We start from the raw sequence: 20,728 nt of genomic DNA on the forward strand, positions 1-20,728 counted from the left end.
CCGTCGGGCAGTCCTTCCACAGACGATCGAGAGCGTAGAAGTTGCGCTCCTCGTCGTGCTGGACGTGAACGACGATCTCGGCGTAGTCGAGCAGCGCCCAACGTCCCTCACGGGTGCCTTCGCGACGGATCGGCTTGTGTCCGGCTTCGCGGAGGCAATCTTCGATGTTCTCGACAATCGAGTTCACCTGACGCTCGGTCTGTGCGGATGCGATGACAAAGCAGTCCGTGATGACCAACTGCTCAGACACGTCGAGCACCACCACTTCGGTAGCCAGCTTCTCGTCGGCTGCCAGGGCCGCGATGCGTGCCATGTCGATGGCTTGGGTTGTTGCGCTCACTCGATGTTCTCCAGTTTCGTCTTCAGGTCTTGCTTCTAGTTCGAATCAGCGGATTTGCCAGGCGCCGGCTCCGACATGGTGGTCGCCCCATCACGCCGCTGAGCGTCGACGGGTCGATACAAATTCCGCTTCGAGATGTACTGCACCACTCCGTCCGGCACCAGGTACCAGACGGGACGGTCTTCGCTCGCCCGACGCCGACATTCTGTCGACGAAATGGCAAGCGCCGGGATCTCGATCAACGTCACCGCGTCCGCGGGCATGGTGTCGAGATGACCGGCCAGGTGTTCGGCGTTGAGATCGAAACCCGGCCGCGATACGCCGACAAATTTCGCCAATGCGAACAACTCTTCCCAATCTTGCCAGGAAAGGATGCTGGCCAGCGCATCGGCACCGGTGATGAAGAACAGTTCGGCGTCGGGATGATAAGCCCGTAGGTCGCGGAGAGTGTCCACGGTGTACGTCACTTTTTCGCGGTCGACATCGACGCGAGAGACGGAAAACCGCGGGTTGGAGGCGGTAGCGATGACAGTCATGAGGTATCTGTCCTCCGCTGGACTGACACCTCGCGCTTGCTTCTGCCACGGCCTACCAGTGGGGACGAAGATCACTTCGTCGAGCCCGAACCTGTCGGCGACCTCGCTGGCTGCGACGAGGTGTCCGTGGTGAATTGGGTCGAAAGTGCCACCCATTACGCCGAGGCGTCGAGCACGTTCCACCGATTGTCCCTTCTGCACGACTGACGAGCTTACGTGTTTCACACCGGCAGCAGGCCGGACACCACGTCAGCCAACTGCTGGGCGGAGCGGCACTCGTGCATGCTGATGACTTCGTTGTAAACCTTGGCTGCGGAGTCGCCCGTCCCCCACTGCCCCTTGGGCTCGGGGTTGAGCCAGTGTGCATGCTTGGCGACGGCAACCATCTGTGCCAACGATTGGAGGTTGGGGTCCCGGTAGTTGTTGCGGCCGTCGCCCAGAATCAGCATCGATGTGCGACTGGTGATGCTCTGCGCAAACTTCTCCTGAAACACCCCGAAGGCATTTCCGTAGTCGGAGTGACCGTCGTACGTGATCAACTCGGCTTCGCGAATCATCCGCGACATCGCGGACCCGAGATCAGCGTTGGAATCGAAGAACCGGGTGACTTCGTCGGTGGTGTCGATGAACGCAAAAACTCGCACTCGTGAGAACTGCTCACGCAGCGCATTGACCAACAGCAACGTGAAATGGCTGAATCCGGCGACCGAACCGGACACGTCGCACATCACCACAAGTTCAGGACGCGCACGCTTCGGCTTCCGTTGCACCAGATCGATCGGAACACCACCGGTGGACATCGATTTGCGCAACGTACGACGCAAATCGATGGAACCTGATCGGCTTCGACTACGCCGGACAGCCAAGCGGCTGGCGAGCAATCTCGCCAGCGGCGCGACGTTCTTCTTGAGTGTGGTGAGTTCTGCGTCGGAAGCACGAAGGAAATCGACTTCCTCCGCCAGTTTCGGGACTCCGTACGTAGCGACTCGTTCCTTGCCGAGGTTCTCGGCCGTGCGTCGACGCGTTTCCTTGTCGACCATCTTGCGGAAATCTGCGATTCGCTGAGCTGCGGTGCGCTTGGCGACCTCCGACTGATAGTCGGAGGCATCCTTGCCTTCACTGCCCGAACCTTCTTGATTGCCGAGTAGACCTTGAAGAATCTTGTTAAGCAACGTCTCCGGTGCCACGTCACGAAGTGCCTGGTACGCGGAGAACGACGGCCCATTGCTCGATTGGTACTGCCCCATCTCCTCAACCATCGCGGCGGTGAGAAGTTCGGTCAGCTCCATTGCCTCGTCGCTGCCGTCGGTCAGCAATTCGGCGATCAGCTCACGCAATGCCTGCAGATCGATGGTTCCGTCAGCCTTGCGCGGCAACGAGACGTCGATGTCGCCGACAGCACGGTCACCGATCGCTTTCGGGAACCACAGATCGAACACCGCATCGAAGGTGGCCCGATGGGTGGGCCGACGCAAGAGCGAGCAAGCCAAACCCGCACGCAACGACTCACGGTCGAGAAGGTCCAGGACAGACATGACCTTGCCGGCGTCGACGGTCTCGGAAGGTCCGACCATGATTCCGCGTCGGCGAAGTGCCTCGACAAAATCGACGAGGTGACCGGGCAGACCGTGCGGCGCTGCCAACCCACCCGGCTTGAGCGGTGACGTCGAACCACCCGGCCCGTGCGGGGACGTCGAACCTCCGAGAGCCATGACCAGACCTCAGTTCAGCCGAAGTTCAGCGGTGGCTCGCACCTGATCGGACTGGTGCTTGAGAATGACACCGAGTGTTGCGCGCACGGCGTCGTCGTCGAGAGTGTCCATACCCAGTGCGAGGAGCGTACGGCCCCAATCGATGGTCTCCGATACCGAAGGAACCTTCTTGAGCTGCATTCCGCGCAGCACCCGAATGGTGTTGACCAACTGCTCGGCGATGGCTTCGGGAAGCTCGGGAACACGGCTGGCGAGAATACGACGCTCGAGATCGGCATCCGGGAAGTCCAGATGTAGGAACAAGCAACGACGCTTGAGTGCCTCGGACAGCTCGCGGGTGGCGTTGGACGTCAGCACTGTGAACGGCTTGCGGGTTGCCGTGATGGTGCCGAGTTCCGGGATCGTGACCGCGAAGTCACTGAGAACCTCGAGAAGCAGACCCTCGATCTCGACGTCGGCCTTGTCGGTCTCGTCGATCAGCAGCACGGTCGGATCCTCGCGGCGAATTGCCTTGAGCAGCGGCCTGGCCAGTAGGAACTCCTCCGAGAACACATCGGCCTTGGTGGAATCCCAGCTGTGATCCGAGCCCGTCTGGATCCGCAGAATCTGCTTCGCGTGGTTCCACTCGTACAGCGCGCGGGCCTCGTCGACGCCTTCGTAGCACTGCAGACGTATGAGCTCCGCACCCGTCGACTGGGCAACAGCGCGAGCCAGTTCGGTCTTTCCGACACCGGCCGGCCCCTCGATGAGCAGGGGCTTACCGAGCCGGTCTGCGAGGAACACGGCGGTGGCAGTGCCCTTGTCGGAAAGGTAGCCGGTTTGAGCCAGTCGCTCGATGACGTCGTCGACGCTCGAGAAAAACGGTGATGTGTCAGGAAGAGCGCGGTCCACGGTTAACTCCTTGAAGGTGGGTCAAGTCTGGGCGAACTTTTCAGGCGGAGCGGGTGTGTCCGTCGCCCCAGACGATCCACTTGGTGGACGTCAGCTCCGGCAGCCCCATGGGGCCGCGTGCATGAAGTTTTTGTGTCGAGATGCCGATCTCGGCGCCGAACCCGAACTGCTCGCCGTCGGTGAATGCGGTGGACGCATTGACCATCACGGCAGCTGCGTCGACGCGGGCGGTGAACTCGCGCGCGGCCGAGAGATCCGATGTGACGATAGCTTCGGTATGACCGGTGCCGTACTGATCGATGTGCTCAACGGCAGCATCGAGATCCTTGACGACCTTGAGAGCGACATCGAGTGTCAGGTATTCCTTCGACCAGTCGTCCTCGGTCGCGGGAACCAGACCGGGCAAATCTCCGTGCACGACGACGTCGTGCATCTGCAGTGCCTGCAGAAGTTGGGGCACTGCGGTCTCCGCGATAGCCGCGTCGATCAGGATGGTCTCTGCGGTGTTGCAGACGCTGGGACGACGCGTCTTGGAGTTGATCAAAATCTTCTCGGCCATCTCCAGATCAGCTGCCGAATGCACGTAGACGTGGCAGTTTCCGACGCCCGTCTCGATGGTGGGAACGGTGGCGTCTCGGACAACGGCACTAATCAGGCCGGCGCCGCCACGCGGGATCACGACGTCCACGAGACCACGAGCCTGAATCAGGTGGGTAACCGTGGAGCGATCTGCGCTGGGCAGGAGCTGAACTGCATCTTCGGGGAGCTTCTGTGCAGCCAACGACTCGCGCAGAGCTACAACCAGAGCCTCGTTGGACTTGACTGCTGACGACGAACCACGAAGCAGCGCAGCATTTCCCGACTTGAGTGTCAGACCGAATGCGTCGACCGTCACGTTGGGGCGAGCCTCGTAGACCATACCGACGACGCCGAGCGGAACTCGCTGCTGACGCAATTCCAAGCCGTTGGGCAGGGTGGATCCGCGGAGCACTTCACCGATGGGATCGGGCAATCCGGCAACCTGACGCAGGCCGGAGGCAATGCCCTCGATCCGGTCCGCTGTCAGGCGCAAACGGTCGAGGAGTGATTCCTCGGTACCGGCAGCCTTGGCGGTGTCGATGTCGATGGCATTTGCCGCGAGAATCTGATCAGTGGCGGCAAGGACTGCATCGGCTGCAGCCTCGAGCGCGGCATCCTTCTGCGCCGTGGTCAACAGGGCCAGAACACGCGAGGCCTTGCGGGCGCGGCGAGCGGCCTCGTGCACCACAGTGCGCGTGTCGGAAGCGTCTGAACCCGCGGTGGGCCCGGCAGAAGTTACAGCAGTCATAGATACACATTAGCCATCCACCCCGACAGACTGCTTTCGGGAATGATTCGGACTCGGCTCGCTGTTGCACGAGGTTGAGAAGCTCACCCGGCCCTCAGTCGAGTCGGGGACCTACTTATCCACCTTCTTCCAGTCAGGAGCCTTTTCCGTGAGTCTGCTGTTCGAGCCCATAACCCTGCGCGGTGTCACCGTTCCCAACCGTGTGTGGATGGCACCCATGTGCCAGTACTCGGCCGATGTCATCGGCGACCAGGTAGGAGTGCCCAACGAGTGGCATAGGACGCACCTCGTCAGTCGCGCGATCGGCGGCGTCGGTCTGGTCCTCACCGAGGCGACGGCGGTAAGCCCTAACGGTCGGATCTCCGCCGCCGATCTGGGGATCTGGAACGATCAGCAGGCTCGCGCCTTTGCCGAGATCAATGCGCAACTCGCGTACTTCGGCGCCGTTCCCGGTATCCAGTTGGCACATGCGGGCCGTAAGGCGTCGACGCAGGTTCCATGGCGCGGCGGCAAGAGTCTCGAGGCCGTCGACCGCCTCGCCTGGCAGACCGTCGCACCCAGCGCTGCGCCCTTCGGTCACCTCACGGAACCCGTCGAACTCACCACCGAGGACATCGCGAAGGTAGTTGCAGACTTCGCAGCGGCGGCTACCCGAGCCCTCAAGGCCGAATTCAAGGTCGTCGAAATCCACGCGGCTCACGGCTACTTGATTCACCAGTTCCTCTCCCCCGAGAGCAACAAGCGAACGGACCAGTACGGCGGCAGCTTCGACAACCGCATCCGATTCCTCCTTGAAATCCTCACCGCAGTTCGTGAAGTGTGGCCGGCCGAGTTACCGCTCTTCGTCCGTGTGTCCGCAACTGACTGGGTAGAGCGAAGCGACGGGAAATCTCACTGGTTGACTGAGGAGCGCGGGCTCGAGGTTGGTAGTTGGACCGCGGATCAGACTGTGGCACTTGCCAATATCCTCTCTGACTACGGCGTGGACCTCATCGACGTCTCCACCGGCGGCAATTCACCGGGAGTACAGATCCCAGTCGAGCCGGGATACCAGGTTCCGTTTGCCCGCAGAATCCAGAATGAAACACTGCTTCCCGCTGCCGCGGTCGGGCTGATCACCGAACCCGAACAAGCCGAGAAAATCATCGAGGACGGCAGCGCGGTAGCAGTACTCCTCGGCCGCGAATTACTGCGCGATCCGTACTGGGCGCGGCGCGCCGCCCGAGAGCTGAATGCCGAAGTGGGACCCCGGGTTCCGTCGCAGTACGCCCGGGCTTTCTAACCCGAGAATCGGCTTCCGCGTTACCTTTTGATAGCGTAGGTATCTTACTTGCCGGTAGTCCGGAGCCCTCGGGGCTCCGGACATTGCCGCGAGCCAGAGCCGTACGACGGGGGTCGTATCGAGCCACAGGGCACGCGGACGTTTTGTTCCCGACCGGCGCATCGGCGAGTGGGCAACGAAAGATGCGTGCATCAGGTACGTGCCCCGCTCGGTTCGATGATTGCGCTGGGGAGCGCTTGTCATGACTACACCAGAGAACTCGATCAGCGCTCTCGACGTGGCCGAATCACCCGATGTCACCGTCACCGACAACGCGTCGGTCAAGAAGGCCGTCAAGGCGACGATGCTCGGAAATGCCATGGAATGGTTCGACTTCGGCGTTTACGCCTATCTAGCCACCACGATCGGAAAAGTGTTCTTCCCGGAGGTCAGCGGTAGCGCGCAACTCCTCTCGACCTTCGCAATTTTTGCTGCGGCGTTCATAGTCCGACCTTTGGGCGGCTTGTTCTTCGGCCCGCTCGGTGACCGCATCGGACGCAAGAAGGTCCTGGCCACCACCATTATCCTGATGGCCGGCAGCACATTCGGGATCGGCCTCATCCCGAGCTACGAGTCCATCGGAATCGCGGCACCGATACTCCTCGTTCTACTTCGCCTTCTGCAAGGCTTCTCTACCGGCGGCGAATACGGCGGAGCCAGTACCTTTGTCGCCGAATACGCCCCGGACAAGCGTCGCGGCTTCTTTGCCAGCTTCCTCGAATTCGGCACTCTGGCCGGGTATGTAGCTGCGGCCGGCATTGTCACGATCATCCAGACCGTGGTCAGCCCGGAGGAACTCCTCCAATGGGGTTGGCGCATCCCGTTCCTCATCGCAGGTCCGCTCGGCTTGATCGGCTTGTATCTCCGCTTGCGACTGGAGGAAACACCGGCATTTCAGCAGATGGAACAGGCCCAAGAGCGTTCTCTAGCCGACGAATCCACCGGCACGAAGCTCCGTGAAACGATCGTCGAGAACTGGCGACCACTGGTTCTGTGCATCGTGCTTGTCGCGACGTACAACATCGCCCACTACGGCCTGCTCAGCTACATGCCGACCTATCTCACCAACACTTTGGGTTACGACGAATCCCATGGTCTTGTTCTCATGATCATCGTCATGCTCGTGATGATGGTCGGCATCAGCTACGTCGGTAAATTGTCCGACCGGATCGGCCGGAAACCTTTGCTGCTCAGTGGCTTTATCGGTTTCTTCGTGTTGTCGTTGCCTGCCTATCTGCTGATCGGCGTCGGCAATTACGTCACTGTCTTCCTCGGCCTGGCCATACTGGGCGGACTTCTCCTCCTTTTTGTCGGCGTGTTCCCCTCAGTACTCCCCGCACTCTTTCCCACCGGAATTCGATACGGCGGCTTGGCAATCGGATATAACCTCGCGGTATCGGTCTTCGGTGGCACCACTCCCCTGGTGCTGACGGCTCTCGAAAGTTCGACGGGCAGCAATCTGGTTGCGCCGATGTACATGATGATCGCCGCGGTCATCGGCGGTCTTGCAGTACTCCTGATTCCGGAGACTGCCCGAAAGCCTCTCGACGGTTCGCCGCCGGCAGTAGCCACCAACGACGAGGCCCGTCAAATCATCCGCAAGGTGCGCCGCAAGGTGCTGAAGGCCGATAACCTCGATATATGAGCGAGCCCCGCATCGTCGTTGTCGGCAGCGTCAACATGGACCTCACCACCTCGGTCTACCGATTCCCGGTTCCCGGTGAAACCTTGCTGGGCACTTCCTTTGCGACCTCGGCCGGCGGCAAAGGAAGCAATCAGGCCATTGCCGCCGCCAAGGCCGGTGGTGACGTCATCTTCATCGGCGCGGTCGGCGACGACGGTTTCGGCCGGGAACTCCGGCAGACGCTCAATGCTGCCGGTGTCGATACGACGCTGTTACGCACCGTCAACGGCCCCAGTGGAGTTGCGGCAATTACGGTCGACGCTCATGCCGAGAACAACATCATCGTTGTTGCCGGGGCCAATGGTTCCGTCACGGAGTTGACCGACATTGATCTCGATGCCATCGCGAATGCGGACGTGCTGCTGTGCCAACTCGAAATCCCGATTGCTGCGGTAACTGCCGCAGCGCAACATGCCCGAAGTAACGACACGACAGTGATCCTCAATCCATCACCGGCACAAGGACTTCCGAACAAACTGATCGACGCAGTAGACATCCTGATCGTGAACCAGACCGAGGCGGACCAGCTCTCCTCGATCACCGATCGCGTCGAGCACCTTGTCACGACCCTCGGTGCGGGTGGCGCAGATCTGCGCAGCCGAGACTGCGCCGTCCACGCAGACTCCCCAAAAGTCACGCCTGTCGACACCACCGGCGCGGGCGACGCCTTCACCGGCGCCTTTGCCGTGGAATGGATACTCGACCGAACGCGCGCGTTGCATTTCGCGTGCGCTGCCGGGAGCCTCGCAACAACGGTGCACGGCGCTGCTGCGTCGTCGCCCACCCGAAACGCGATCGAGGCTTTGCTGGAAAGCTCAGCTTGACCCTGACACGGTGTGAGGCCGTAGAACAGACGGTGTCGGTAATCCACGCAAGAAAATGAGGTAATGATGCTGAGCATCGGGGACTTCGCGCGAGCCGGCCGCGTGTCAGTGCGGATGCTTCGCTACTACGACGCCATCGGCCTGCTCACCCCGGTCAAAGTAGATGCGTCCACGGGATACCGCTCGTACACCGCGGGCCAATTGGCGCTGCTCAACCGAATTCTGGCATTGAAGGATCTGGGACTCACGCTCGCCCAGGTTCAGCAAGTGGTGAAGTCAGCCGTCAGCGTCGACGAGATTCGCGGCATGCTCACGCTGCGCCGCGCAGAGCTCGAGACCCGCATCCAGGAAGACACCGCGCGACTGGCACACGTCCAGGCACGTTTACGCATCATCGAGAGTGAGGGAAAGATGTCTACCTACGAAGTTGTAGTCAAGCCGGTTCCTGCCGTGCGAGTGGCGGAGTTGACCGGTATCGCCAAGTCCATGGAGCCGTCGTCCATCGGTCCTGTTGTTCAAGGGCTGTACGGAAAGCTCAGCTCGAAACTAGGCCGGGCCGGACTGATCCCCACCGGCCCGGCAATCGCCTACTACGAGGACGCCGGCGACGAAGAGAACGTCGTCGTGCATGCCGCTTTGCCAGTAGACACAGACCTCGGTGACGAATACAACTTCACTGTGACCGACCTGCCGGGCGAACAGCAGATGGCAACGCTGCTGCACAAAGGCTCGATGGAGAACTGCCTACCGGCTTACCAGGCACTTGCCCGGTGGATCGACGAAGCCGGGTACCGCAATGCCGGACCAGGTCGCGAGGTGACCTTGGCATACACGGAGGACGTCGACGGCTGGGTCACCGAACTTCAGCAGCCCATCGGGAAGGCCTGAAATACGCATGTGTCGGAGGGGTCATGCACCATGGGAGGCATGACCACCACCGCTGCCCCCGTACTGCGCGACGAAGCCGAGCGTCTGCTCCGCGAACTCGCCGGGCCCGATGCCTGCCTGCGTGAGGACCAGTGGATCGCTATCGAGGCCCTCGTGGTTCAGCGCAAGCGCGCTCTGGTGGTGCAGCGGACCGGCTGGGGTAAGTCGGCGGTGTACTTCATCTCCGCAAAGCTCCTGCGCGCTGCTGGGCATGGTCCGACGGTCATCGTCTCCCCTCTCCTGGCGCTCATGCGCAACCAGGTCGCCTCCGCTGAACGGGCGGGTGTGCGCGCGGCCACCATCAACTCCGGCAACATGACCGAATGGGACGACATCCACGCCCGCGTCGCCGCGAATGATCTCGACGTTCTGCTCGTCAGCCCCGAGCGTCTCAACAATCCGGACTTCCGGGACCAGGTTCTCCCGTCACTCGCAGCCGATGCGGGCCTCGTTGTGGTGGACGAGGCTCACTGTGTGTCCGACTGGGGTCACGACTTCCGTCCGGATTACCGACGTATCCGGACGTTGATCGCCGAACTCGGTGACGGCATCCCCGTCCTCGCGACAACTGCGACGGCCAATGACCGCGTCGTCGCCGACGTGTCCGCACAACTCGGAGTGGGCGGCGAGGAAACTCTGATTCTGCGCGGCGGACTCGAACGCGAATCACTACACCTATCTGTCGTTCACATTCCGGAGGCAACAGCGCGCGCTGCCTGGCTCGCTCAGATCCTTGACACCTTGCCAGGTGCCGGCATCATCTACACCCTCACTGTGTCGGCCGCCCGCGATCTGGCTAGCCTGCTGTCCGAGCGTGGGCACACTGTTGCCGCCTACACCGGCCAAACCGATCCCACCGAGCGCGAATCCCTCGAGCAGGATCTGCTCGGGAATCGCGTCAAAGCCCTCGTTGCGACGTCTGCGCTCGGAATGGGTTTCGACAAGCCCGATCTCGGTTTCGTGATCCACCTCGGTGCACCGTCATCGCCGATCTCCTACTATCAGCAGGTCGGCCGCGCCGGTCGTTCCACTGATCGCGCTGACGTAATTTTGCTTCCCGGCTCCGAGGACAAGCAGATCTGGAGTTACTTCGCGTCCGTTGCGTTCCCGCGTGAACACCTGGTCCGCAGTGTCATCGAGCACCTCGACACCGAAAAGGCCACGTCGACACCGGCATTGGAACCCCTGGTCGAACTCAACCGCACCCGCCTCGAAATGGTCTTGAAAGTTCTCGATGTCGACGGGGCGGTAAAACGCGTCAAGGGCGGCTGGATCAGCACCGGAGAACCGTGGGTGTACGACGCCGAACGCTACGGCCGTCTCGAAGAAGCTCGCCAGGCCGAGCAGGCCGCTATGGTCGAATTCCAGAACATCACAACCTGCCGGATGACCTTTCTCCGTGAGCAACTCGACGATCCCGGCCTCACCCCGGAAAACTCGCAGTGCGGTCGTTGCGACAACTGCACCGGTCAGCGGTACGACACGACAGTCGATACCGCCGCGCTCGACGAAACTCGAGCACGGCTGCAGCGCCCCGGTTTCGACCTCGAACCACGAAAGATGTGGCCGACGGGACTGAGCAAGCTGGGAGTCAACCTGTCCGGAAAGATCAAGGAAGGCCCGGAATCCGGACGCATCCTCGGACGCCTGTCGGATCTCGGCTGGGGCCAGCGCCTACGCGCGTTGCTTGACGGAGCCGACGCCGAGGTACCCGATGCAGTAGTCGGTGCCTGCATCAGCGTTCTGGCAGCGTGGGATTGGACGCAGCGACCCACCGGCGTGATGGCGCTTGAATCGTCAACTCACCCAATCCTTGTCCGGAGCCTTTCGGCGAAGTTGGCTCAGGTCGGGCGACTCACCGACCTCGGCGCACTTCACCGTCGGCCTGAACATCCACCCGTCTCGGCCGCCAACTCGGCTTATCGCGTCGCCGGATTGGTTGACGCGTGGGATGTTCCGGACATGAGCGCGCATCAAGGGCCCGTACTCCTGGTAGATGCACTCGCCGATACCGGTTGGACTTTCACGATGGCGGCCCGCGCATTGCGTCAAGCCGGTGCACATTCAGTGCTTCCGTTGGCGCTCGCGAGCCCGAAATAGTCGCTCCGACAACAGCAAGAGTTACATAATGTGACGACCCTCACATTCATACTGTCACCTGCACCGTACCCGGTTACTCAAGGCCCTAAACGGACATCTGCATGACTTCTGCAGCAATGCTTGTTACGTTCAGATGACCGATGAAGCCTGTTGATACGAGAGCTATCCCGACCACCGCGCCGGACGCGGTGTTACTGCGAAGCCCACAGATCGATGACGGAGTCCGGCTCTGGCAGATCGCACGTGATTCCCGCGTGCTCGACCTCAATTCAAGTTATGCATACCTGTTGTGGTGCAGGGATTTCAGCGCAACATCGATTGTTGCAGAAGTAGACGGACGTGTTGTCGGATTTGTTTCCGGATACACGCGGCCCAGCGCGCAGGAAACCCTGTTCGTGTGGCAAGTCGCGGTCGATGAAGACCAGCGCGGCAAGGCAATTGCCGGCCGCATGCTGTCAGCATTGATGGATCGCACAGCGCCACTGGGTGTTACACATCTGGAGACGACGATCAGCCCCGATAACGAGGCTTCGATCGCACTCTTCACCGCGCTCGCACGAAGGCGCGAGTTACCTATCAGTCGGCAGAGTTTGTTCTCGCCCAAAGATTTTCCCGATGGACACGAAGCCGAAAATCTTTTCCGCATCGGCGCCTAGCGCGTTTCGCGCTGGGCAAACAGTATGCCCCGGAGGAACAAAGAAGATATGAACATCAACGAAGCAAGCATTTTCGAGACCCTCGAGTCCGAGGTTCGTAGCTACTGCCGTGATTGGCCGGCAGTGTTCACCAGTGCTTCCGGATCGTGGATCCGTGACGAGAGCGGGCGCGACTACCTGGACTTCTTCGCCGGCGCCGGCGCACTCAACTACGGACACAACAACCCGGTGCTGAAATCAGCACTGGTGGACTACATCATGAGCGACGGCATCACACACGGCCTCGACATGTCGACTGTCGCCAAACGTGAGTTCCTGGAGACCTTTCAGCACAACATCCTCGAGCCACGTGGCCTCGACTACAAAGTCCAGTTTCCCGGGCCCACCGGAACGAATGCCGTCGAAGCCGCACTCAAGCTGGCCCGCAAGGTAACTGGACGATCCGCAATCATCAACTTCACCAACGCTTTTCACGGTATGACGCTGGGAGCGCTCTCCGTGACGGGCAACTCGATGAAACGGGCGGGCGCCGGCGTTCCGCTGGTGCACACAACGCCGATGCCGTTCGACAACTACTTCGACGGCGTCACCGAGGATTTCCAGTGGTTCTCACGGGTGCTCGATGATTCCGGTAGCGGATTCAACCGTCCCGCAGCAGTCATCGTCGAGACTGTGCAGGGTGAAGGCGGCGTGAATGTCGCTCGCCCCGAATGGCTTCGGGCACTCGCAACGCTGTGCTCCGATCGCGGCATCCTGCTGATCGTCGACGACGTCCAGATGGGTTGCGGCCGTACGGGTCCGTTCTTCTCCTTTGAGGAAGCCGGAATCGTTCCCGACATCGTCACGCTGTCCAAATCCATCGGCGGCTACGGAATGCCCATGGCGCTCACACTGTTCAAGCGTGAACTCGACGTCTGGGGCCCCGGTGAGCACAACGGAACCTTCCGCGGAAACAACCCCGCGTTTGTCACATCCAAGGTGGCACTCGATCACTACTGGTCCGACGATGCTCTCACCAAGACGACCATGAAGAAGGGCGCCCGCATCAGCGAGTGCTTCGCAAATCTCGCCGATCAATTCCCGGGCGAGGTCTCGACCCGCGGACGCGGTCTGGTCCAGGGACTTGTCTTCGAGCAACCCGAACGGGCCGGCAAGGTCTGCCAACTGGCATTCGACGAGGGATTGCTGGCGGAAACCTCCGGCCCGTCCGACCAGGTAGTGAAACTGCTTCCGGCACTGACGATTACCGACGAAGAGCTCGAGCACGGCCTCTCCATTCTGGCCGAAGCGACACTCAAGGTCTGCAGCTAACGGAAGGACTCCCCCATGATCGTTCGCACCACCACCGAAATTTCCGGCACAGACCGCGACGTCTCCAGCGAGGACGGAAACTGGCGCAGCAAGCGCATCGTTCTCGGCGGCGACCGCGTGGGCTTCTCGTTCCACGAGACCACCATCAAGGCCGGGTCCGTCAACGAGTTCCACTACGCCAACCACGTCGAGGCAGTCTGGCTCGTCGAAGGCACCGGCAAGTTGATCGACCTGGACAACAACAAAGAATACGACTTGGCTCCCGGGTCGATGTACCTCCTCGACGGCCATGAGCGTCATCGTGTCGAGCCGGACACCGAGATGCGCATGTTGTGTGTGTTCAATCCCCCGGTCACCGGCCGGGAAGTGCACGATGAAAACGGAATCTACCCACTTATCGAGGTCCCCGCGTAGCGTCAAGCCATGGCGCCTGACACTTCACCCCGCGTAGCTATCGGCCCCGCCCCCGATGCACTGCTCGACAGCGCAGTGCTCCGGGGCGGCGGCGTGATCAGTCCGATCGAATCTGCCGACGCTCTGATCTGGGCTGGTTTGCCGAATTCGTTTCCGAGAGTATTGCCCCCGTCGATCCGATGGGTGCAGTTGCCCTCGGCCGGGATCGAGGACTGGTTCGAGGCCAAAGTGATTCCCAAGGACACCGAAATCACGTGGACGTCTGCTGCTGGCGCATTCTCCGCCTCGGTGGCAGAACACGCGTTGATGTTGCTCCTCGCAGGAGTTCGCCACCTGCCCGCGCACATCGAGGCCAAGACGTGGCGTCAGTTCGAGTTCTTCCCGAAGATCGGTACTTTACGTGGTTCCACTGTCGCAATTATCGGAGCAGGCGGAATCGGTCGCGCGTTGATCCCGATGCTGGCCGCACAGGGGGCGGACAGCATCGCGGTCAATCGCAGCGGTAGTCCGGTACCCGGCGCCAGCGCAACATTCCCGGCGTCAAAGATGGATGAAATCTATTCTCGTGCAGACCACTTCGTCATTGCTGCGCCCGCCACTCCGGAGACGCGGCATCTGGTAGGGCGTGCTCAGCTTGCGCAGATGCGTCCCCATTCGTGGGTGATCAACGTCGCGCGCGGGTCGCTGGTCGACACCGACGCCCTCGTCGAGGCCATCGAAACAGAGCGCATCGGCGGCGCCGGACTCGATGTCACCGAGCCCGAACCGCTCCCCGACGGCCACCCGCTGTGGGACTTGACCAATGCCATCATCACCCCGCACGATTCCAATCCGCCGGGAGTTCGCCCAGCCGCGTTTGCCGATCACGTCAGCAAGAACGTGGCCCGCTTCGCAAAGGGCGAAACTCTGGCCGCCCTCGTGGATCCGATCGCCGGCTATTGACACCTACGACTGACTACCTATGACGCGAAAGCTCCAGAGTTCGATGCTGCGGCAAACTGGTTCCAGGGAGCGAAGCCATAGGTATCCCCGTTTCACACAATTGGCAGCGTAATCCCGAACATGACGACTCCTCTTCCTCGGCACTCCAACAATGACTACCCGAGGCCAGTGAGTCCCACACAGAGTCGTACTCGCCCTCGCTCGGCGGGCGGCCGAGCGCCTATCCTGGAACCCGTGCACACCAGCGACAACGGGCTCGATGCCCTGACCGAACTCCTGTCAGGCCGACGCCTAGCCATCGTGACGGGGGCGGGCATCTCCACCGACTCAGGGATCCCCGATTATCGCGGACCCGATTCCCCTCCCCGCAACCCGATGACGTTTCAACAGTTCATCGGCGACTCCGCTTTCAGACGCCACTACTGGGCGCGCAACCACATCGGCTGGCGGTTCATGGACGGTGCCCGTCCCAACCTCGGGCACCGAGCGGTGGCTTCGCTCGAGCGCAGTGGCCAGGCCGTCGGAGTTATCACCCAGAATGTCGACCTCCTGCACACCAAAGCCGGGGCTCGCAATGTGATCGATCTACATGGCACCTACGCGCAGGTTCGGTGCCTGGACTGTCAGAAGTTGATCTCCCGCACCACACTTGCCGAGCGACTGGAAGAAGCGAACCCGGGGTTTGCCGAAACTGTTGCTGCTGCACAAGGAGTGGAGATCGCACCGGATGCGGATGCCGTCATCGAGTCGACAGCACATTTCCGCGTGGTGGACTGCGACGTGTGCGGCGGAATCCTCAAGCCGGACATCGTGTATTTCGGTGAGTCTGTCCCCAAGGAGCGGGTTGCCCGCGCGTACAGCATGGTCGACGCAGCAGACGCCCTACTGGTCGCCGGATCCTCGTTGACCGTCATGTCGGGACTACGGTTCGTGCGCTACGCCGCGAAGGCCGGTAAGACGATTGCAATAGTCAACCGCGGGCACACCCGCGGCGACGAATTCGCAGATCTGAAACTCGAAATAGGCTGTACCGAAGCACTTTCCGCGCTGGTAACCAGTGAAACTTACAGGGCAACCAAGTCGTCGGCATGAACGACGGGGCGTTGCATGTCCGCGGGTAGTTCGGCGGTAGAGCGTCCCAGCATGTCTTCGATCTCCGACGCATCGAAGGCAACAACACCACGTGCGACGGGCTTCTCCCCCGGTCCCCTGAGCGAGACGACGTCACCGGCATGGAAATCACCTGATACACCAACGATTCCGGCCGAGAGCAAGCTTCGACGCTTGCCCACAACGGCGCTGACAGCACCCTCGTCGAGATGCAAGTCGCCCTGAGTATCGGCAGCATGGCGCACCCAGAAGCGCCTGGCAGACAGCCTGGTCGGCCGCGCCGCAAAGGCAGTTCCGACATCGGCGCCGTTCAGAGCCCGCGCCGCGTCGGATGCCGCGGCCAGTAGAACCGGCACTCCGGAGTCCGCAGCGAGACGAGCGGCCGAGAGCTTGGATGCCATCCCCCCGGTGCCCAATGCTCCGCCGGAACCGGCGACAACGCCGTCCAGATCCTCGGGGCTGTTGACCTCGGAAATCAGTGTGGCGTCACCCTTTCGGGGATCACCGTCGTAGAGCCCGTCGACGTCCGACAGAAGAATCAGTGCGTCGGCGCCGACCAGATGCGCAACCAAGGCAGCCAGTCGATCGTTGTCACCGAATCGGAGTTCGGTTGTTGCGACTGTGTCGTTTTCGTTGACAATGGCCACCGCATGCAAAGCCCGCAGGCGATCAAGAGTGCGCTGTGCATTGCGGTGTTGCGTACGCCGCGCGATGTCGTCGGCTGTGAGCAGTACCTGCCCGACGGTGCGGTCGTACCGCGCGAAGGAAGTACCCCAGGCATGTGCCAGCGCCAATTGTCCGACGCTGGCAGCAGCCTGCTTGGTTGCGAGATCACGAGGTCGCTTGGTGAGCCCGAGCGGCGCCAACCCGGCACCGACAGCACCGGACGACACTACGACAACATCGGAGCCCGCACGCATGCGGGCTTCGATGGCGTCGGCCAGCAGATCCAGTCGGTGAGTATCGAGTCCCGCGACCAAACTGGTGAGCGCGGACGACCCGATCTTCACGACAATGCTGTGAGCCGACGCAATCGACTCCCTGGTGGAACCGAGCACAGTCCCGTTCCCTCGCTTCTGGTCTCGCTGGTATCAGGTGACTTCTGGATCAGTTGTCTTCTTCGAGCAGTCCGCGACGGACGCGGCGAGCGTGCTTACGCTCGTCGGCGCCGATGCGCTCGACCTGATCAAGTCGCGGATCGGTACCGCGGCCCGTACGGGTGAGGTCGATACCGGCCGGCGTCTGCGGCTCCCAGTCGAAGCTGACGTCACCGATGGTGACGGACGCCCCGGGCTGTGCACCCTTCTTGACCAGCGCAGCTTCGACGCCCAACCGAGCGAGACGGTCGGCGAGGTAGCCGACGGCTTCGTCGTTGTCGAATGCCGTCTGACGGATCCACCGCTCCGGGCGGGTACCGCGGACGACAAATCCGCCGGGCACGTCGGGATCCTTCTCGACGGTGAAGCTGGAGTCCTTGACCACGATCGGGCGAATGATCTGACGGCTCGGCTCCGGCTTGGGATGGGCCTCACGGTAATCGAGGACCATCTTCGCCAATGCGAATGTCAACGGACGCAAACCTTCTCGGGTTACTGCCGAGATCGTGAAGACCGGCCATCCGCGAGCTTCGATTTCGGGAGTGACCATTTCGGCCAACTCCGCGGCTTCGGGTACATCGGTCTTGTTGAGAATGACGACGCGCGGCCGCTTGTCGAGATCTCCCAGTCCCGAATCACCGGACAGTGCCGGCGTGTACGCGGCCAGTTCGGCTTCGAGTGCGTCGATGTCGGAGATGGGGTCGCGTCCCGGATCAAGGGTCGCGCAGTCGATTACGTGAGCCAGCACGGCGCAACGCTCGATGTGGCGCAGGAAGTCGAGACCCAGACCGCGTCCCTCGCTGGCACCGGGAATCAGGCCAGGCACGTCGGCGACGGTGAAGGTGGTTTCACCGCTGGAGACGACGCCGAGGTTGGGGACGAGAGTCGTGAAGGGGTAATCCGCGATCTTCGGCTTTGCGGCCGAGAGAACGGAGACCAGCGACGACTTACCGGCGGACGGGAATCCGAGAAGTCCGACGTCGGCGACTGATTTGAGTTCGAGAACCAGATCGCGCTCGACGCCGTCTTCACCGAGAAGCGCGAAACCGGGAGCCTTGCGGGCCTTCGAGGACAATGCAGCATTGCCGAGGCCACCGCGTCCACCCTGAGCTGCGTCGTAACGCGTCCCGACGCCGACCATATCGGCGAGAATGTTGCCCTTGGTGTCGAGTACGACGGTTCCATCGGGAACCTTGAGGATGAGGTCCTCACCGTTTGCGCCCTCGCGGTTGCTTCCGGCTCCCTGCTTGCCGTTGGTGGCCTTCGCATTGGGATGGAAGTGGAAGTCGAGCAAGGTGTGGATGTTCTCGTCGACGATGAGAACTACGTCGCCACCGCGTCCACCGTTGGCGCCGTCGGGGCCACCGAGCGGCTTGAACTTCTCACGGTGAACGGAGGCGCAACCATTGCCGCCTTTTCCAGCGCTGACGTGCAGCACAACACGGTCAATGAATCGGGACATGACTGCCGGATCCTTCCTCAGTCAATTGCGGGTCTCACGCGATGAGCTGAACTTCTGGTGAGCAGGGTTGCTCGGAAAACAAACAGAACTGATTAAACAAACAATAGGGGCGGACCAGGTTATTTCAACCCTGGTCCGCCCCTATTGGGAGCTTGAACACGTTTCGGCGTTGCTACAGGAGCGAAACCGGAAGCGTACTGCTAGCGAGAAAGACTAGACCTCAACCGCAACGACGGCCGGAACGATGTTCACGGTCTTGCGTCCACGCTTCTGGCCGAACTCGACTGCACCGGCAGCGAGAGCGAACAGGGTGTCGTCGCCGCCACGGCCGACGTTAACGCCGGGGTGGAAGTGCGTGCCGCGCTGGCGAACCAGGATTTCGCCTGCGCTGACCGACTGGCCGCCGAAACGCTTCACGCCGAGGCGCTGAGAGTTTGAATCGCGACCGTTACGGGAGCTGGATGCACCCTTCTTATGTGCCATGTTGTTGACCCTCCTCGGGTGAAATCAGCTGAAAAGAACGGGTTACTTGATGCTCGTGATCTTGATCACGGTAAGCGGCTGCCTGTGGCCCTGACGCTTGTGGTAACCCGTCTTGTTCTTGAACTTGTGAATGCGGATCTTCGGGCCCTTGGTGTGCTCGACAATCTCGCTGGTGACCGAGACGTTCGCCAACTTGGCGGCCTCGACAGTCAGGTCAGATCCGTCAACCACGAGAACGGGAGCAAGCGAGACAGCAGTGCCGGGCTCACCCTCGATCTTCTCGACCTTGACGAGGTCACCAACAGCGACCTTGTACTGCTTTCCGCCGGTCTTGACGATCGCGTACGTTGCCATCGGAGGGCTACCCCTTGCTTCTTCGAACTTGCTCGCGCTGCTGCCTGGAGGCTTTAAATGCATCGCGACTGGTCTGGTTTATGTCACCTCGGCTCGACACTTAACCAAAAACAGTCAGTATCTGGAGATTCTCATGCACTCTAGGCACACGGAATCTCTACCGCCGGGTGGCGACTATGCAAGGTTACGGGAAAGCAACCGTCATGGTCAAACCGCCCCGCCGAGGGGTAAATCGATCGTACATTTATTGCTTCTACCAGCGGGAACTTCGGACCAAGGCTGGATGCCCGCCACAGAGTGCGCGGACATCCAGCCATCCGAAAGAAGGTAGTTCTCTACTCGCCTTCGACCGGAGGACCGGCCGGACGTGCTGCTGCGCGGCGACGGCGAGGCCTCTTGACCACCACGACGTCGTCTTCCACCGGCGCCGAGACGGCTGCTACTGCCGGTTCTGCCACTGCCTCTACGACAGGTTCCGGCGTCGGAACCACGAAGACCGTGCTCACTTCAGGTGCTTCCGTGACGGGTGCCGACGCTGCCCGAGATGCCCTACGACTGCGACGACGACCGCGCGGAGCAGATTCAACCCCCGCCTGTCCGTCCTGACGCTCAGTCGCGTCATTCTGGGCTGTATCAGGCTGCGCCGCAACATTATCCACAACAACATCAGCAACCCGGCCAGAATCGGCAACAGCCGACTCCGCACGCTCAACGCTTTTGGAAGCATCGAACTCCGAGGTAGCGTCCGCTGCTACGTTGCCGTCTTCGTCGTGATGCGAAGCCATCGCCAGGGCGACCGGATGTGCACGCTTGACGGTCGCGTCGACGGGCGGAACCTCGACCGCCGGCGCTTCCTGACCGTTGGACTCGCTCTGCACCGGCTTGTCGACGCGGCCACGCTTGTTCTTGCGCGACGTTCCGGGCTCGCTGCGCTGTGAACCGGACCGTGATCCACCGTCGTCGGCCGACTTCACCTCGACCGGCTCGGAATGCACGATGATGCCGCGGCCATGGCAGTGCTCGCAGGTAGTCGAGAATGCCTCGACCAATCCGGTGCCCAGCTTCTTACGCGTCATCTGAACCAAGCCCAGCGAAGTGACCTCGGATACCTGGTGGCGCGTACGATCGCGGCCCAGGCATTCGGTGAGACGACGCAGGACAAGATCCCGGTTCGATTCGAGGACCATGTCGATGAAGTCGACGACGATCATTCCGCCGATGTCCCGCAGGCGCATCT

Annotated in this window: 20 protein-coding genes; 10 read left to right on the plus strand and 10 right to left on the minus strand. The window is 61.5% G+C overall.

The genetic code is table 11. From position 1 onward, the window contains the following. The 5 genes from rsfS to QM600_RS24310 form a co-directional block, all read right to left on the minus strand. Positions 1–340, minus strand: a 340-nt coding sequence (gene rsfS, locus QM600_RS24290) for a ribosome silencing factor (RefSeq protein WP_283264196.1), incomplete at its 3' end; no start/stop codon positions are given. Positions 341–375: 35 nt separating this feature from the next. Then, the gene (gene nadD, locus QM600_RS24295; protein ID WP_206041864.1) at positions 376–1,032 is read right to left on the minus strand and encodes a nicotinate-nucleotide adenylyltransferase; all 657 of its coding nucleotides are present in this window, start codon (positions 1,030–1,032) and stop codon (positions 376–378) included. A 65-nt stretch (positions 1,033–1,097) separates the two neighbouring features. Then, positions 1,098–2,588: a vWA domain-containing protein gene (locus tag QM600_RS24300; protein WP_283264197.1), complete on the minus strand. Its 1,491-nt coding sequence runs from the start codon at positions 2,586–2,588 to the stop codon at positions 1,098–1,100. A gap of 9 nt (positions 2,589–2,597) precedes the next feature. Further along, entirely contained in the window at positions 2,598–3,479 is an 882-nt protein-coding gene (locus QM600_RS24305; protein WP_283264198.1) for an AAA family ATPase, read from the minus strand. A gap of 40 nt (positions 3,480–3,519) precedes the next feature. Next, positions 3,520–4,806 (minus strand): glutamate-5-semialdehyde dehydrogenase, encoded by a 1,287-nt coding sequence (locus QM600_RS24310; protein WP_283264199.1) that lies wholly within the window; start codon positions 4,804–4,806, stop codon positions 3,520–3,522. A 148-nt stretch (positions 4,807–4,954) separates the two neighbouring features. On the opposite strand from QM600_RS24310, the gene QM600_RS24315 reads away from it, so the two are divergent. From QM600_RS24315 to QM600_RS24360, 10 genes are all read left to right on the plus strand, one after another. Then, positions 4,955–6,088: an NADH:flavin oxidoreductase/NADH oxidase gene (locus tag QM600_RS24315; RefSeq protein ID WP_283264201.1), complete on the plus strand. Its 1,134-nt coding sequence runs from the start codon at positions 4,955–4,957 to the stop codon at positions 6,086–6,088. 241 nt (positions 6,089–6,329) lie between these two features. Next, positions 6,330–7,772 (plus strand): MFS transporter, encoded by a 1,443-nt coding sequence (locus QM600_RS24320; protein WP_283264202.1) that lies wholly within the window; start codon positions 6,330–6,332, stop codon positions 7,770–7,772. After that, positions 7,769–8,635: a ribokinase gene (locus QM600_RS24325; RefSeq protein WP_283264203.1), complete on the plus strand. Its 867-nt coding sequence runs from the start codon at positions 7,769–7,771 to the stop codon at positions 8,633–8,635. Before QM600_RS24320 ends, QM600_RS24325 begins: the two co-directional genes overlap by 4 nt. Before the next feature lie 63 nt (positions 8,636–8,698). Beyond that, the gene (locus QM600_RS24330; protein WP_283264204.1) at positions 8,699–9,523 is read left to right on the plus strand and encodes a MerR family transcriptional regulator; all 825 of its coding nucleotides are present in this window, start codon (positions 8,699–8,701) and stop codon (positions 9,521–9,523) included. Between the two features lie 39 nt (positions 9,524–9,562). Further along, positions 9,563–11,662 carry a RecQ family ATP-dependent DNA helicase gene (locus QM600_RS24335; protein ID WP_283264206.1) on the plus strand — a complete coding sequence of 700 codons (2,100 nt, stop codon included), beginning with the start codon at positions 9,563–9,565 and terminating at the stop codon, positions 11,660–11,662. A gap of 140 nt (positions 11,663–11,802) precedes the next feature. Beyond that, a complete protein-coding gene (gene ectA, locus QM600_RS24340; RefSeq protein WP_283264207.1) occupies positions 11,803–12,318 on the plus strand; it encodes a diaminobutyrate acetyltransferase in 516 nt (171 codons plus the stop codon). A 48-nt stretch (positions 12,319–12,366) separates the two neighbouring features. After that, positions 12,367–13,629 carry a diaminobutyrate--2-oxoglutarate transaminase gene (gene ectB / locus QM600_RS24345; RefSeq protein WP_283264209.1) on the plus strand — a complete coding sequence of 421 codons (1,263 nt, stop codon included), beginning with the start codon at positions 12,367–12,369 and terminating at the stop codon, positions 13,627–13,629. 15 nt (positions 13,630–13,644) lie between these two features. Next, a complete protein-coding gene (locus QM600_RS24350; protein ID WP_283264210.1) occupies positions 13,645–14,043 on the plus strand; it encodes an ectoine synthase in 399 nt (132 codons plus the stop codon). 9 nt (positions 14,044–14,052) lie between these two features. Then, the gene (locus tag QM600_RS24355) at positions 14,053–14,985 is read left to right on the plus strand and encodes a D-isomer specific 2-hydroxyacid dehydrogenase family protein (RefSeq protein ID WP_283264211.1); all 933 of its coding nucleotides are present in this window, start codon (positions 14,053–14,055) and stop codon (positions 14,983–14,985) included. A gap of 234 nt (positions 14,986–15,219) precedes the next feature. Then, complete coding sequence (locus QM600_RS24360) at positions 15,220–16,077, plus strand: NAD-dependent protein deacetylase (protein WP_283264212.1); 858 nt, start codon at positions 15,220–15,222, stop codon at positions 16,075–16,077. On the opposite strand, the gene proB is transcribed toward QM600_RS24360, so the two are convergent. From proB to QM600_RS24385, 5 genes are all read right to left on the minus strand, one after another. After that, the gene (gene proB, locus QM600_RS24365; protein WP_283264214.1) at positions 16,050–17,153 is read right to left on the minus strand and encodes a glutamate 5-kinase; all 1,104 of its coding nucleotides are present in this window, start codon (positions 17,151–17,153) and stop codon (positions 16,050–16,052) included. The genes QM600_RS24360 and proB overlap by 28 nt on opposite strands. 49 nt (positions 17,154–17,202) lie before the next feature. Then, positions 17,203–18,654, minus strand: coding sequence for a GTPase ObgE (gene obgE, locus QM600_RS24370; protein WP_283264215.1), 1,452 nt, complete (start codon positions 18,652–18,654; stop codon positions 17,203–17,205). A gap of 213 nt (positions 18,655–18,867) precedes the next feature. Continuing rightward, on the minus strand, positions 18,868–19,137 hold the full coding sequence (rpmA, locus tag QM600_RS24375; RefSeq protein ID WP_094273954.1) for a 50S ribosomal protein L27: 270 nt from the start codon (positions 19,135–19,137) through the stop codon (positions 18,868–18,870). A 42-nt stretch (positions 19,138–19,179) separates the two neighbouring features. After that, a complete protein-coding gene (gene rplU / locus QM600_RS24380) occupies positions 19,180–19,491 on the minus strand; it encodes a 50S ribosomal protein L21 (protein ID WP_243619073.1) in 312 nt (103 codons plus the stop codon). Positions 19,492–19,826: 335 nt separating this feature from the next. Next, a partial coding sequence (locus QM600_RS24385) for a ribonuclease E/G (protein ID WP_283264217.1) occupies positions 19,827–20,728 on the minus strand: 902 nt, incomplete at its 5' end.

Source organism: Rhodococcus sp. IEGM 1379, assembly GCF_030056815.1.
GTDB lineage: Bacteria > Actinomycetota > Actinomycetes > Mycobacteriales > Mycobacteriaceae > Rhodococcus_F.